General features: G+C 41.5%; 8 protein-coding genes. 5 read left to right on the top strand and 3 right to left on the bottom strand.

Annotated elements, in window-relative coordinates:
• The first annotated feature begins 170 nt into the window (after nucleotides 1-170).
• Nucleotides 171-3,545: a PAS-domain containing protein gene (locus CXF95_RS23080; protein ID WP_101200886.1), complete on the top strand. Its 3,375-nt coding sequence runs from the start codon at nucleotides 171-173 to the stop codon at nucleotides 3,543-3,545.
• A 77-nt stretch (nucleotides 3,546-3,622) separates the two neighbouring features.
• Entirely contained in the window at nucleotides 3,623-4,513 is an 891-nt protein-coding gene (locus tag CXF95_RS23075; RefSeq protein ID WP_101200885.1) for a homocysteine S-methyltransferase family protein, read from the top strand.
• An 84-nt stretch (nucleotides 4,514-4,597) separates the two neighbouring features.
• Here the strand turns inward: CXF95_RS23075 and hppD are convergent, their stop codons facing one another.
• Entirely contained in the window at nucleotides 4,598-5,698 is a 1,101-nt protein-coding gene (hppD, locus tag CXF95_RS23070) for a 4-hydroxyphenylpyruvate dioxygenase (RefSeq protein WP_101200884.1), read from the bottom strand.
• 721 nt (nucleotides 5,699-6,419) lie between these two features.
• Here hppD and putA point away from each other — a divergent pair.
• The 3 genes from putA to CXF95_RS23055 all read left to right on the top strand — a co-directional run bounded on the left by putA (nucleotide 6,420) and on the right by CXF95_RS23055 (nucleotide 13,387).
• Nucleotides 6,420-10,205 (top strand): bifunctional proline dehydrogenase/L-glutamate gamma-semialdehyde dehydrogenase PutA, encoded by a 3,786-nt coding sequence (gene putA / locus CXF95_RS23065; RefSeq protein ID WP_101200883.1) that lies wholly within the window; start codon nucleotides 6,420-6,422, stop codon nucleotides 10,203-10,205.
• Between the two features lie 400 nt (nucleotides 10,206-10,605).
• Nucleotides 10,606-12,078, top strand: coding sequence for an NAD(P)/FAD-dependent oxidoreductase (locus tag CXF95_RS23060; RefSeq protein WP_101200882.1), 1,473 nt, complete (start codon nucleotides 10,606-10,608; stop codon nucleotides 12,076-12,078).
• A gap of 184 nt (nucleotides 12,079-12,262) precedes the next feature.
• Nucleotides 12,263-13,387 carry an ISAs1 family transposase gene (locus CXF95_RS23055; protein ID WP_101197148.1) on the top strand — a complete coding sequence of 375 codons (1,125 nt, stop codon included), beginning with the start codon at nucleotides 12,263-12,265 and terminating at the stop codon, nucleotides 13,385-13,387.
• A 47-nt stretch (nucleotides 13,388-13,434) separates the two neighbouring features.
• Here CXF95_RS23055 and CXF95_RS23050 read toward each other — a convergent pair whose 3' ends face one another.
• Together CXF95_RS23050 and CXF95_RS23045 are read right to left on the bottom strand one after the other, a co-directional pair.
• Nucleotides 13,435-14,082 (bottom strand): response regulator transcription factor, encoded by a 648-nt coding sequence (locus tag CXF95_RS23050; protein ID WP_101200881.1) that lies wholly within the window; start codon nucleotides 14,080-14,082, stop codon nucleotides 13,435-13,437.
• A 130-nt stretch (nucleotides 14,083-14,212) separates the two neighbouring features.
• Entirely contained in the window at nucleotides 14,213-16,522 is a 2,310-nt protein-coding gene (locus tag CXF95_RS23045; RefSeq protein ID WP_101200880.1) for a TonB-dependent receptor, read from the bottom strand.
• Nucleotides 16,523-16,539: the final 17 nt, after the last annotated feature.

Genomic DNA, 16,539 nt, shown 5'->3' with positions numbered 1-16,539 from the left:
TTTAAGCAAATATTTAACTGCACTAATAATGGGGTTATATTTATAAGCTTCAAGGGCTGAGAATTGATGTTTTTTGATTTACCTATATTCATGAATCAACCATGGGCCTTCTTTCATATTTGACTCGCTACAGGTAAAGTACTGAATAACCCTTTTATTCTAAAAAACACATGATTAATGTTTGGACAGTTTCGGCACTAGTACTTTGTTACTTATTAGTTCTGTTTGCTTTAGCGTTTTGGGCCGATAAACGTTACAAAGGCCAACAGCAGCACCCTGTTATCTACAGTTTAGCTTTAGGTGTACACTGTACTTCGTGGGCATTTTTTGGAACCACAACTCAAGCAACCCAATATGGATGGGCATTTGTTCCTACTTATTTGGGGGTGATCCTAGTCTTTCTATTCGCTCATCCGGTGTTACGTAAAATCAGTGAGTTATGCCATCAGCACCAAGTAAGTTCCTTAGCAGATTTTATCAGTTTACGTTTTGAAAAATCATATTTACTCGCGGCTTTAGTCACATTATTGTGTTTAATTGGCGTCATTCCCTATATTGCATTACAACTCGATTCAGTTAGCCAAAGTGTAGCCATATTAGTTGGTATAGATGTAAGCTGGAGTGGTAATGTCGGTGCCTATGTGGCGTTCTTAATGGCACTTTTTGCTATTTTATTTGGCACTCAGTCATTAAGTGCCAGCGACAAACACCCTGGTTTAATGCTGACTATCGCTTTTGCATCTCTGGTCAAGTTAGTAGCGTTACTGATGGTTGGTGTCTACGTGTGTTATGTGATGTTTGACGGAGTGTTAGACTTATTTGGTCAAGCACAATTACATCCTAGAAGCCTGCAAGTCATTCAGTCTGACTCAGCCATATGGGTTTACCTAAGCCATATGTTGTTAGGTGTGTGTTCGATGTTTTGTTTGCCCCGACAGTTTCATGTCAATTTTGTTGAAAACAATGGTAGCGAAGAACTAAGAACAGCTCGTTGGTTGTTTCCGTTATATTTGTGCCTGATGACGGTATTTACCCTGCCTATAGGTATTGCTGGTCACATAATATTTGACGCAACCACCCCAGTCAGCACAGATACCTACGCTCTGGCATTGCCCATACAAGGTGGTAACACTGGGGTCGCACTTATTTCTTTTATAGGTGGGTTATCTGCTGCAACCAGTATGGTGATAGTTGCAACGCTAGCTATGGGGATCATGATATCTAATAACTTAGTGACACCCCTGCGTCTAAAAATCCAATTACAAAGATTACAGCAACATAACCTGACCCCCAAAGCCGTGTTATTTACCCGCCGTGCGACTGTTGTGGTAGTCATGGGTATTGCCTATTTGTATCACTTAGATATAAGCAAAACCGCACCATTGGTAAAAAGTGGCACTATTGCCATCGCCCTTTTGTCACAAACTTTACCTATTATTATTGGCGGTTTATATTGGCAAAAACGCAATAAAACAGCCGCTATGATAGCCTTAGTAGCAGGCGCATTATGTTGGGTTTACTGGTTACTTTGGCCTAGCATTACCGCTAGTTATTATTTTGATCCGCCCCCAGATGATTTGCAACTCGCCTCAGGTTTTGTACTCAGTTTATTAGTCAACCTGTTATGTTTTGTGGTATTCAGTTTGATTTTACCTGGGAGTAAAGAACAACAAATCAACAACCAAAAAGAACATGGGTTTTCAAGGCTGAATCAAGCCACTAAGATATCTAAGTTACTCGCCGTCACTGAAAAAGTGTTAAATAAAGACCGCCATCAATTTCTACTTAACAACTTGCCAATCGAACAACGATCAGCTTATGCCAGCCCGAAGTTGCTCGCCAACATAGAAAACGAGATAGCCAATCAAGTGGGTAATGTGAGTGCTAGAATTTTACTCTCTGCAATTTCCGAGAAAAAAGATATTGCCCTTGCCGAGTTAGTCGAATTAGTTGAAGAAGCTAGCCAAACCTTTCATTTTAATCATGAAGTATTGCAATCCTCAGTTGAACATATTCAACAAGGTATATGTGTAGTAGATGTGAATTTGTCTCTTTTGGCTTGGAACCAACGTTACGTAGAGTTATTCGACTACCCTTCCAGTTTGATTAAGGTGGGTATTCCAATTAAAGAGTTACTACTATTTAATGCGCAAAGGGGATTATTTGGTAAAAAAGAACAAATAGAAGAAGAAATTGAAAAACGTATGCAGTACTTGCGTATCGGAAGTCATTACAAATATGTAAGGGAGCAAAAAAACGGCCAAACCATTGAAGTCAACGGCAGCCCCTTGCCCGGTGGTGGCTTTGTTACCACTTATAGCGATATTACCGACTACATTAATATTCAGCAGCAGTTACAGCAATCGAAACAGCATTTAGAAAGCAGAGTGATTGAGCGCACAGAACAATTACAAACCGCCAATCTTGCTCTTGATGAAGCGCGACAAGAAGCCGAAAAAGCCTACGACAGTAAAAGTAAATTTCTTGCTGCCGCTGGCCACGATTTAATGCAGCCCTTTAACGCAGCTAGTTTGTTTGCTTCACTCATAAAAGAAAAAGCGCCGAATCAAGAGTTGGCTGATATGAGCCAAAATCTAATACAATCCCTTGCTAACGCAGAGGAGCTTTTATCCACACTACTGGATATGACACGACTCGATTCCGGTGTACTCATCACTAATATTCAAGACTTTAAACTAAGTGATTTATTAACACCACTGGTAAAAGAATTTACCATACTAGCTAAACGTAAAAGTATTGAGCTTGCCTATGTTGAAAACGCATGTTTTATTCAATCAGACAAAAAGCTGCTAAGACGAATACTCCAAAACTTGATTTCCAATGCCGTACGTTACACCGAATCAGGCAAAATATTGATAGTAGCAAAAAGGCAAAACCAGCAACTTAAAATTAGAGTCTATGACACAGGCCGAGGTATCGCTCCTAGTCAACAAAAAGCCATATTCGAGGAATTTAATCAGCTTGATCAACACAACAACAACAAAGGTTTGGGACTCGGCCTAACCATAGTAGAACGTTTCAGTGCCCTACTTCACCACGCAATAGAAGTTAAATCGGCAATTAACCAAGGCAGTTGTTTTGAAATAACAGTGCCTAGAGGATTAGCAGTGTCTAATATTGATGCCATACCTAGCTATTCAACTGCTGACGCTGCTATTTTACTTAAAGATAAAGTCGTAGTGATCATTGAAAATGACGTAGATACAATAGAAGCTGTAAGCCATTTGTTACGCAGTTGGGGAGCAACGGTTTATGCTTTTGATAAAACACAGGATGCATTATCACTGTGTCCAACATGCCCAGATTTATTGTTTTTAGACTACCACTTAAATAACGGTGCAACCGGTACTGAGGCTGCAGCAGCACTGCGCAAAAAATGGCAAGTAAGCATACCTGCTGTATTAAGCAGTGCAGATAGAACGGAAGAAGTGCGTACCCAAGCGATAGATGCCCAGTTGCATTATTTACCTAAACCAATTAAGCCCGCTGCATTAAAACGATTTATAAAACAGGTCATGCGTTAGCCTCGACTTGTAGACTTTACACATCAGTAAACTAGACGTTTTTAGGTGTGATTCACATATGAACAGGAACCAAAGCAATGAGTATGATTACACTACTTGATGGAGGCATGGGGCAAGAATTATTGCGCCGAAGTGCACGTATTATAACACCAATGTGGTCTGCTGATATCATGTTGAATGAGCCGATACTGGTGAGAGATTTACATCGGGAGTTTATCGATAGCGGTGCGCGCGTCATCACGCTCAATACCTATACTGCCACACCACTACGCCTACAACGCGAAAATGAACTGGGTCAATTAGAAAACCTTCATCAGCTCGCCATGAGTGCAGCCCAAGAGGCCATTCAACTGGCCCAGCGCAATGATGTTGCCATAGCAGGCTGCCTTCCACCATTGGTTGCTAGCTATCGCCCAGAAGTATCCCTGTCATTCGAAGACTCGCTTGCTACCTACCGTCATCTTGTTGAACTGCAATCGCCCGCTAGCGATTTGTTTATATGTGAAACCATGTCTTCAATTACCGAAGCACGTGCAGCCTGCACTGCTGCGCTTGAAAGTGGTAAACCAGTATGGGTGGCATTAACGGTCAGTGATAAACAACCAGAACAATTACGCAGTGGTGAATCCTTAGAAGATGCTTTGCAAGCACTCGCATCTTTTAATACCCAGGCAACACTATTAAACTGCAGCCAACCTGAAGCAATCACGGGGTGTTGGTCGCTGTTAAAAATGCAACATCGCAAGGTGGGTGCTTATGCAAATGGTTTCTTATCGGTAGACAAATTGTACCCTGGGGATACAGTCGAGGAGCTAGAAACTCGTCAAGACATGAGCCCACAACAGTATGCGGAACACGCAATGAATTGGGCAAGAAACGGCGCGTCAATTATTGGAGGCTGTTGCGAAATTGGACCGGCACATATCAAAGCGTTGCATAGCAGATTATGCCAAGAAGGATTTATCTAGCTAGACGCTTCAATTTTCCTAGATAAAAAGCTCGGGGCACGTTAAATAACGTACCCCGAGATACTGAGATTTTAAAGGAGGGGCTTATGCGCCCTCCTTTTCCTCACTTTTTTTATCCGTATTCAAAACGCCACGGTTAATTTGGTCACGTTCAATCGATTCGAATAATGCTTTGAAGTTACCTTCGCCAAAGCCGTCATCACCTTTACGTTGAATAAACTCGAAAAACACTGGACCTAATTGGGTTTCAGAAAATATTTGAAGCAACAATCTTGGTCCATCTTCTGTGGTTCCGTCCATTAAGATGCCCCGTGTTTGCAGGTCATCAACAGACTCTCCATGGTTAGGTAAACGACCTTCAAGCAACTCATAATATGTTTTCGGAGGCGCTGTCATAAATGGCATTCCCATGCTTTTCAAGCGATCCCAACATGCCACCAAATCATCGCAACTGAATGCGATATGTTGAATACCTTCACCATTAAATGCCCGCAAGAATTCTTCAATTTGACCTTTACCACCTTCACCTTCTTCATTCAAAGGAATACGAATTTTGCCATCAGGTGCGGTGAGTGCTTTAGATGTCAAACCTGTGTATTCACCTTTAATGTCAAAGAAACGAACTTCTTGAAAATTAAACAAGGTTTGGTAAAAGTCAGCCCAATATTTCATACGACCGCCATAAACGTTATGGGTTAAATGATCAATCACATTAAAGCCGGCGCCTACTGGATTGCGATCAACGCCATCAATGTAGTCAAAGTCGATGTCATAAATAGAAAGTTCATCACCATAGCGGTCAATCAGATAGATAATAGCGTTACCGATACCACGAATAGCGGGTAAACGAAGTTCCATAGGACCCGTTTCAACGTTAACAGGCTCAGCCCCTTGTGCTAATAAATAGTTATAAGATTTAACCGCATTCTTCACCCTAAAACCCATGCCACAAGCAGATGGACCATGTTCACGGGCGAAATACCAAGCCGCTGATTTTGGCTCATAGTTAGCAATTAAGTTGATGCCACCTTGACGCCATAATTGGGCATCCTTGGTACGGTGATTTGCAATTTGAGTAAATCCCATTACAGTAAATACTTGTTCTAATTGCCCTTTTTTAGGAGAAGAAAATTCAATGAATTCAAATCCGTCTAAGCCCACTGGATTTTCAAATAAGTCAGCCATTATTTACTCTCTTTAGTCATGTCTAAAACCTATAATAGGTGTGTCCCTCTAAGGACATCTAATTCATGTCACCCGACGGTTTTAGCGAATTAATTTTTTAATGTGGTTACACCGCGAAATTTGGACGCCAGCAGCTTAGGGTATTTCAATAAAAAATGCCAAAAAGAGCATTCTGAATAAAACTAAAAATTGCTGTTAACAAGATGTAAGTGTAAATAAATTGATACGAATTCATTGCTCTTAGCCATCCTTTAGGTTTTTAACAAGCTCAACGTTTGGCTTGCCAAGTATAAACAAATGAAAACTACCCCTCCTAAAAACTCAGCCCAAAAAACAGTGAAATGGCTTATAAACTTATTTAATAAATATGTATTAAAAAACATCTAAATTAGTATTTATTCTAGTACTTGCCAAAATGGCCAGATTTAGCAATTCCACAGTCAAAAAGATGCCTTTTATTGCTTGTGTAGATACCGTATTGAATATTCACAATTGGCAAAAATGTGGGCTTTCATTGTACGATAAATCATATTTTTCAGAGAGTTGCGAACAGTGTTTTGCTAATAGATTTGATACCGCAAATCCACCCGCATATATTTGTGAAAATTACTTGTCACAAACGTTGTCCCCACTGACTTCTGTCTATATACTCCGCAAATGTTAGGTAGGCTTAAAAAGACCCTATCTAGAGATTTAATTTCCAGCTATTTGGAGTTGTATAATGTTGTTTAATGGTAACCTAGTCACTGAGTCTGCCACTCGTCAAAAAATTCGCGATTTTTATCGAATTGATGAAAATCTTGCCGTTGAACACATTTTGCCAGATGCAGAAGTTAATATGCGTGCCCGCAGCCGAGCTTGGGATCGCGCACGCAAGATGGTGCTGCAAATTCGTAACGATCAAGAAGGTACTGGGGTGGTTGAGGCCTTGCTCAATGAGTACTCCCTGTCTTCCGCCGAAGGCGTAGTATTGATGTGCCTAGCCGAAGCGTTATTGCGGGTACCGGACAAACGTACCCAAGACAAATTGATCAGCGATAAGCTATCCAAAGGTCAGTGGAGCTCTCATTTGGGCAACAGTGACTCATTATTTGTTAACGCTTCATCGTGGGGTTTGCTAATGACCGGTGGCTTGGTTAATTATGCAAATCAGCGCAATAAATTTGGTTTCCTGAAAAAAACCTTAGGTAAAGTTGGCGAGCCTGTTATTCGTAAAGCCATGAACATAGCGATGAAGGTTATGGGCCAACAGTTTGTCTTGGGTGAAACCATCGAAGATGCGGTGCGCCGCGCTGAAGAAAAAGAACGTAAAGGTTATGTGTATTCTTATGACATACTCGGTGAAGGTGCCAGAACTCAAAAAGATGCCGACGACTATTTTAATGCCTACGCAAAAGCGATAAAAGTGATCGGCAAAGCGGCACAAGGTAAAGGCCCCAGAAAAAGCCCTGGTATTTCAGTCAAACTATCGGCCATTCACCCACGTTTTGAATTCACACACAGAGAAAGGGTCATGGCAGAAATCCCACCCAGACTCAAACAATTGTGTCTGCTGGCCAAACAATTCAATATTGGTTTAACTGTTGATGCCGAAGAATCAGAACGTCTGGATATCTCGTTGGACATTATTGAACACGTATTCAGTGACTCTGAGTTAAGTGACTGGGACGGTTTTGGTTTAGCTGTGCAGTCTTATCAAAAACGTGCCCTGTATGTTATTGACTGGTTGCGTGAACTGACCGAAAAAGTCGGCCGTAAAATGATGGTACGCCTGGTTAAAGGTGCATATTGGGATACTGAAATAAAAAATGCGCAAAAAGATGGCCTAGAACATTTCCCTGTCTTTACCCGTAAGTCATCTACAGATGTGTCTTATCATGCCTGTGCCAACCGATTGTTGGATTATCGTGACACTATATACCCGCAATTTGCCACCCACAATGCTTACACGGCCTCAGTTATAATAGAACTGGCCGGTGATGACAAAGAAGGCTTTGAGTTTCAGTGCTTGCACGGTATGGGTGACAGCCTCTATGATCAGATTGTTTCATTAGAAAGTATCCAATGCCGCATTTACGCCCCTGTGGGTGAGCATGAAGATTTATTAGCGTATTTAGTGCGTCGCTTGCTTGAAAACGGTGCAAATTCATCTTTTGTTAATGCCATAGTTGACGTATCAAGACCGGTTGAGTCCTTACTCGAAGATCCGGTAGAAAAGACCCAACGCTTAAAATTTAAATATAATGATCAAATTCAAAAACCTATTAACTTATACGGTGTAGAAAGAGACAACTCAAAAGGTATTGACGTCACCGATATAAATCATATCACCCCGCTTAAAGCGGCCATTGATAGCTGGTTTGAAGAACATTTATTAACTGAAGAACAAGTGCCACAAGGCAGTCATGCCGTTCGTAACCCTGCCAATTTAGATGAGATTATTGGCTTTCATCACTACGATACCCAACAGCAGATGGCGGATAAGTTAACAACTGCCCACAATACTTTTGCTAGCTGGTCAAAAACGCCTATGACTGAAAGAGCGGATTTGCTACGCCGCACCGCTGACATCCTCGAACGCCATATGGATGAATTGATTGCACTGTGTATAAAAGAAGCGGGGAAAGTCACCTCAGATGGAGTGGACGAGGTCCGTGAAGCAGTCGATTTTTGTCGCTATTATGCCGCTAGGGCCGAAGAACTCGCAGAAGATGACAGATTAGCACCCCGTGGTGTGGTGTTGTGTATCAGTCCTTGGAATTTCCCTTTAGCCATATTTTTAGGACAAGTAGCTGCCGCGATAGTGACCGGTAATACCGTCATTGCCAAACCCGCAGAGCAAACCAGTTTAATTGCCCTGCGCGCTTTAGAGTTAATGGAATATGTTGGTTTGCCGGCAGGTGTGGTGCAATCTGTGATCGCTGCAGGACCGGATGTAGGAAAAATCCTGTTGCCAGATGAGCGGATCAAAGCAGTTATGTTTACCGGTTCCACCGTTACCGGTAATGTCATTGCTAACGCTTTGGCACAAAGAGGTGGTGAGCAAGTCCCTTTGATAGCTGAGACGGGTGGCCAAAACTGTATGATTGTTGACTCAACTGCCTTGCCAGAACAAGTGGTTGATGACGTTATTGCCTCTGGTTTTCAAAGCGCAGGCCAACGTTGCTCAGCTCTGAGAGTCCTATTTTTACAAGAAGAAATTGCTGATACCGTAATCGAAATGTTGATTGGCGCAATTCATGAATTAAGTGTGGGTGATCCTGCCTATCTGGCCACCGATATTGGCCCGGTTATTGACCAGAAAGCCTTGGCTAATTTGCAAGCCCATGCTGAAGATATGCAACACAATGGAACCTTGTTATATGAGTGTAAAGTGCCCGCAAACAAGGGTACATTTTTTGCTCCTAAACTTTATGAAATTGCAGATATATCAGTACTCAAACGTGAAGTATTTGGACCTTGTGTCCACGTAGTACGATTCAAAGCGGATGATCTTGAAAAAACAGTGGAAAAAATTAATGCCACTGGTTTTGGTTTGACCATGGGTATTCATACTCGAATTGATGCCAGAGCCATGGAATTAGTTAAGCTGTCTCGCGCCGGAAACGTTTATGTGAACCGAAACATGATTGGAGCCATAGTGGGTGTTCAGCCGTTTGGTGGCCGGGGACTGTCTGGAACTGGTCCGAAAGCAGGTGGCCCAAATTACTTAACACGCCTGATGTTTGAAAAATCGACGCCACGGGCAGTTAGTGAATTATTGCCTGACACCGATAAAGCGCTACAAAGCAACGAAGAAGACAAGTTAGAAGCAGCCACATTTATGAAAACTGCCCGTACTTCTGAGCATGAATGGCGTTTAACGGATTTAAATACTCGGCTATCGTCATTACGACAATTACTTGCAACTATTGCCAAAGTGGACATAGTAGAAGAACTGGCTGATGATTTAAATTTCACCTTAGCGGCGGCGCGCTCTCAGTTGATCAGCATCGAAAGACGTCTCAAAAGACCCAAGTTGTTACCTGGACCAACAGGCGAATCCAATGTGTTGTATTTAGAACCCAGAGGAGTCCTAGTGTGTTTCGCAGATAAAGATGTCACCTTTGAGTATTGGATGTTATCCATTGTTACCGCGTTGGCAACCGGGAATGTGGTAATTTCAGTGGTATCTGAGCTGTTTTATGCTGAAGCGATAGAATTTCGCGAACAGTTTATTGCAACGGGTGCACCTGAAGGCGTATTCCAAGTTGCTAAGCTACATCACTTAGAAGCATTGTTAGCAGAGGAATCTCTAGCGGGTGTAGTTATAGACAGTGAAAGTGATCGTTCTAGCTATATGGTACAAATGCTAGCTAAACGGACTGGGGCAATACTTCCCGTTATCACCGCTGAGTATTATGACCACTTGATCCAGCGTTTGTTAACCGAAAAAACGGTGAGCATAGATACAACTGCATCCGGCGGTAATACTTCACTTATGACATTGGTAGAAGAAGACGAATAAAGTCACAACCATAAAAAACCCGCCACATAGCAGGTTTTACTGAACCTCAACAAAACCCCAGCTAGTTAGCTGGGTTTTTTTTGGATGTTTTATACTAATAGGTCTTTAACACCAATCAGTATAACTCCGGCAACAAGAATATCGCTCATTTCTAGATAAATCTTTACCTTTAGATTGAAATGGACACTCATTAATATAGCGGAAAAATCAAACTAAAAAATGGCTCAGTGGATTATCAAAACGATTGATTTTAAATGGATTTTCTTTTATCAGGCTGACATTTTAAAAATGTACATTATGCAATTAGCCGCTAATTGACTAATGATCCTAATAGTAATACTGTCTGCTATTACCTACTCTCGCGAATTGCGAACGACAGTCATACAAGGTTATTGGTGGAGTGAGCATAACAACAAGTGAAGTAGACGTACTAATTATTGGCGCTGGCATTTCCGGTATCGGGACGGCCTATCATCTTCAGAAGCATTGCCCGACCAAATCATACGCTATTATCGAAGCCCGTAGCGAAGTTGGAGGCACTTGGGATCTATTTCGCTATCCCGGCATTCGTTCTGATTCAGACATGTTTACTTTTGGCTTTAACTTCAAACCTTGGCGCTCACCCAAAGCCATTTCCCCTGGGCAAGATATCAAACATTATATCTGTGAAGCCGCAACTGAAAATGGCATCAATAAACACATATTATTCGAACACAAAGTGGTCTCGGCCAATTGGGATAGCACAAGCGCAAAATGGCATACTGAGATCCAAAACCTAAAAACAGAGGAGTGTTGCCAGTATGTCAGCCGCTTCTTTTTTTCTGGTGCTGGTTATTATAATTACGCTAATGGTTACACTCCAGCTTTTAAAGGCGTTGAGAATTTTTCAGGTGAAGTAATTCATCCGCAACATTGGCCAAAAAACATCGATTACGCGGGTAAAAACGTGATTGTCATTGGTAGTGGTGCGACTGCCGTTACTATTGTTCCGGCCATGGCAACCACTGCTGGTCATGTCACTATGTTACAGCGCTCTCCTACCTATATAGCCTCAAGATCTTCACAAGATGCCTTTGCTAATGTGATGCGCCGCTATCTGCCAGCTAAACTCGCTTATAGTCTCAGCCGTTGGAACAAAATACTACAAGGCATGTTTATGTATAGCATGGCTAGGCGACGCCCTGAGACTGCAAAGAAAGCCATACGAGACGGCGTAATTGATGCTCTGGGAGAGGATTACCCTGTTGATAAACACTTTAAACCCAGCTATCAACCTTGGGACCAACGGGCTTGCCTAGTGCCTGACGGTGATTTATTTGATGCCATAAAAAACGGTTCGGCCAGTGTCGTCACTGAACATATAGACTCCTTTACCGCTACTGGGATTAAGTTGCAGACCGGCGAAGTACTGGCAGCAGATATTATTGTGACAGCAACCGGACTCAATTTAGAAATACTCGGTTCATATGAACTAAGCGTTGATAACAAACCATTTAATGCCGCTGACAGTTATTGTTACAAAGGCATGATGTTGAGTGGTTTACCTAACTTTGCATTTTCAATGGGTTATACCAATGCGTCTTGGACCCTGAAGTCAGATTTAGTCGGACAGTATCTATGCCGTTTGATTAACCACATGGATAAGCATCAACATCATTACTGTCAGCCGGTCCTTCCCGTTAATAGCATTGAGGCTGAGCCTTTCATTAATTTCACCTCAGGCTATATTACTCGTGCATTGGATAAGATGCCCAAACAGGGTCGGAATAAGCCTTGGAGACTCAATCAAAATTATATACTTGATCGCATGAGCTTAAGCTATGAGTCAGTAGTTGATGACAGTATTGTTTTTTCTTCGATTGGACCTAAATAAACGGGATGACGCTAGCTACATATAACGTTCGAATATTTTTTGATGATGATATTGCCCTGTAAATTTTAGCATATGTAATTGCTTATTAAATGGGTCGCGCATTTTTCTGCAGGGCAATCGCATTAAAAATGGCTTGACACAGATCCCCTAATTTGATCTATTACTTCGCTTTACGCGACGTAATATGACCAAATACAAGCCCACACTTATCGAACATTTCAAAGACATTGAAGATCCTCGTCTTCTAAGAAAACAATTACATAAATTAGATGACATCTTTTTTATTACCCTATGTGCCGTTATCTGTGGCTGTGATGGCTGGGTTGCCATTGAAAAATTTGCCAACATTAAACGCACTTGGTTTGAACAATATTTATCCCTAGAAAATGGTATTCCGTCTCATGATACTTTGGGACGTATTTTTTCCTTAATTGATCCTGAGCAATTTCAAACCTGTTTTTCTAGCTGGATCAAAGAGATAGTAAAAAATGTCACGGGCGATGTGATCGCTATTGACGGTAAATGCCTTCGACGCACTCATGATAAGTCATCTAATAAATCAGCTATTTATATGGTTAGCGCATGGTCACATGATAATCAGCTGGCACTTGGACAAGTGAAAGTTGATGAAAAATCGAATGAAATAACCGCCTTACCTTCCCTACTCAAAAACTTAGACATCACAGGCAGTATCATCACAACCGATGCATTAAACACACAAAAGAAATCGGCTGAACTGATCGTGAGTAAAGGCGCTGATTATTTAACCGCACTGAAAGGAAATCAAAGCACCCTACATGATGATGTGATTTTATTCTTTGAAAATACCCCTAAAAGTTATGAGGGCACGTTAAATACTTATAAGAGTATTGATTCAGGGCATGGCCGTATTGAAGAAAGAACAGTGACTTCCTGCAACCGAATTGACTGGCTTACTGAGCATCATACTCACCCACACCTTGCCAGTATTGTTAGCGTCAAATCAAGAAGATTTCTTGCGAACGAATGGTCAGAAGAAACGCGATACTTTATTAGTAGCGTTAAGCATAACGATGCAGAGAAATTTGCTCACTATGTACGTGCTCATTGGGGTGTAGAGAATAATCTTCACTGGAGATTAGATATGGCATTTGACGAAGATCATTGTCGAATTCGTCAAGGATATGCAGATCAAAACATGGCAATATTACGCCACATATCTTTGAATTTATTAACGTCAGATAATGATAATAAGGTAGGTATTAAGATTAAGCGGCAAATGGCAGGTTGGGATAATGATTACTTGCTGAAACTGCTACAAATATTTTAATGCGATTGCCCTGCATTTTTCTGAATTAAGCCGCGGACAACTGGCTATTACTCTTCTACTATGGTCATGACACTTTTAAACATCACTCCTGCCTGAGTGCGGTTATTGAATCCAAGTTTATTGAGGACCGCAGACACATGTTGTTTAATGGTGGACTCACTCACTTGCAATTCGTAGGCAATTTGTTTATTAAGCAGCCCATCGGCCATCAATTGCAACACTCTAAATTGATGCGGCGTGAGCAATTCGATTCGAGTAGCAAAATTTTTGTATTCGGAGTTATCGAGATGTTTAACATCGTTTAGCATGTCCTCTGGCACCCAGATTTGGCCATCTAATATTTGCACCACAGCTTGAGTGATAATGGGCAACGGGGTCGATTTAGGAATATAACCGCTTGAGCCAAAGTCGATAGCTTTTTTAATGATATCTGGGCGTTCCTCTGCTGACACTATTACCACTAATACATCAGGGTAATTGTTACGTAGAATAGTCAGCCCCGTGAGTCCTTGATTACCTGGCATATTTAAGTCTAAAAATACCAGTTCGATATTTTGATGAATGTTTAATAGATCTAAAGTTTCATCAAAACTCGCAGATTCTAATATGTTGTCACCTAACGTACCTAAAACCGCATGTTTTAATGCACTTCGGAATAAGGGGTGATCATCTGCAACAATGGCTCGTGCTTGCATCAATTTAACCTTTATGAACTAGAACTGATTGAGTTAACAACAAGGCGTAAGGGTATGATTATTTTAGAGTTAAGCCAATGGATAAACGTAAAAAGGCAGCCGAAGCTGCCTGAAACGTTATCAGTTTAATTTAAAATCTATAACCGACTGTTAAGCTAACTGTCCGAGGGTCGCCATAATAACCAATTAGAGTGGTATCTCCACCCAATCCTGGTCCAAAGGTTCCATCGCCATTGTCTACAGCAAAATTATAACCACCAACTAAATACTCTTCATCAGTTAAGTTTTTAAGGTGTAAGCCGCCGTACCATTGACCACCATCACTTTGCCAATTAACGCTGGCATTGAGAATACCGTAACCTTCTTCTTGAAGCTGATCACTGTCTTCAAACAAGCGATAATCACCTCGATAATAATAATTAGCGTTAAAGGTAAAGGCCCCAATATCACTTTCTAGCACATAATTTGCAGCAAGGTTATAGGTTAAGTCCGGTGTATTCGAAATTCCGATAAGGGGTGGAACCGCGTTATTTTCTTCAATTTTAGAATTAATCGTACCTAATGAGAAATCAAAGGTTAGATTATCCGTCGCTAAGTAGGTTATTTCTGCTTCTATGCCAGTTGCTGATGTCGCCGCCACGTTAGACAAAAATTGGTTTAACACTGTGACATCATCAGTAGGGAGTAAACCAATATACTGGCGATCTTCGTGATCCAGAGAGAACAAGGTTAAGTTAACCCGCAAGTTATCTGACCAGTCACTTTTCATGCCCACTTCAATTGAATCGACAATTTCTGGATTTACGCCTGGCTCGTTAACGGTTGCACGAGGGTTAAAAGTACCAGATTTAAAGCCCTGTGAATAACTGGCAAAAAACATCAAGTCTGGATTCGCTTGATATTCTAAGCCTATTCTAGGAGTAAAACGCGACCAACTTTGAACTGAGGGAGAATCTAAAACACCATCTCCATCGGAATCACTGCCTAAAACTTGAGGTACTATGTCACCACTTGGACGAACATAGCCTGGTATCCAACCCGATTCTGGATAAACATTATCAAAGATCAAACCATTTTTGACTACGGCTTGCTTTTCTTCGTCTGTATATCGAGCACCGATAGTGACCGATAATTGTTCGGTAATATCGTAAGAACCTTGGGCATAGACTGCAGTACTTTCACTGTTGTTACAGCCACTCACCTCACGCGTTAAAACCGGAGTGCCAAATGCTGCACGCCCCAAGAATCCTAAGATTGCTTCAAACTGACCACAAGACTCGCCATCATAATAGTAAATACCGCCAACGATATTTAAACCATCGCCGGAATAATTAAATTGCACTTCATGGGAGCTATTATCGTCTTCATAAATAGCTGGGACATCAAAAATATCAAGAGCGGTGTTATCAAAATCAATATTGGTAGGTGAGTAACTTTCACGTGTGGAACCAACATATTTGAGGCTCATAGCATCGTTTATATCCCAGCGCGCAGTTAGACTTATGCCTTCCAATTCTACTTTATTTTCCGTTGGCAAACTGGTGTAGGAATCAAAGACACTGTCAGGTACCGGAGCGTCCGTTAATAGGCTGGGTAATAAACGATAGCCGCCTTTAGAATTAGAATCATCGGTTGTTTTATCCCAAGCTAAACGAAAAAACAAATCGTCACGTGGCGTAAATTCTATGGTGACACGCGCTGCAGTTAGATCTTTGTTGTAGTTTTCTAAATCCTGATTGGGTAAAGCTGATTGCAAATATTCTCCATATCCATCACGAGATAGGTCAGCTAAACCAAATCCAACATATAATGTGTCTTCAATTATAGGAAATTGACCAGTAATTTTCAGATCGCGCTGATTGTAGCTACCTAATGTGCCCTTTACATTTAACTCAGTATCACCGCTCATCTCTTTGGTCACGTATTTAAGTGCACCGCCTACCGTGTTTTTACCGTACAAGCTGCCTTGTGGGCCACGTAAAACCTCTATGCGCTCAACGTCTAACAAGTCAAAAACAGCACCTTGAGGACGGGCAACATAAACATCATCAATATAAATCCCAACGCCTGGTTCATAACCCCAAAGTGGATCTTGTTGACCTACACCACGTATAAATGCAGTTAGGGTGGAGTTAGTACCACGACTGTTCTGCAAAGTGGTGTTGGGGGAAAATTGCTGAATTTCGGTTAGCACCGAAATGCCTTTTTCATCCAGTTCAATTGCGCCAATTGAGGTGATTGAAACCGGGACTTCCTGCAAACTTTCAACGGTTTTGCGGGCTGTGACCTCAATTCGTTCAAGGCCTTTCTTCTGTTCACTCTGTTGGGCATGCAGACTGCTACTTGTAAATAACACAGCTCCTACTGCCATAGCGCAAAGTGATTGATTAAATAAATGTTTAGTAGCAGCCAAATGCTCAGCTTTTTTTATATTTTTCATCATGTGTCCTTGGATAT

The sequence above is a fragment of the Paraglaciecola sp. MB-3u-78 genome (genome assembly GCF_002835935.1).
Taxonomy (GTDB): Bacteria; Pseudomonadota; Gammaproteobacteria; order Enterobacterales; family Alteromonadaceae; genus Paraglaciecola.
The sequence above is the reverse complement of the archived record's forward strand: the minus strand, read 5'-3'. Positions and strand labels throughout refer to the sequence as shown.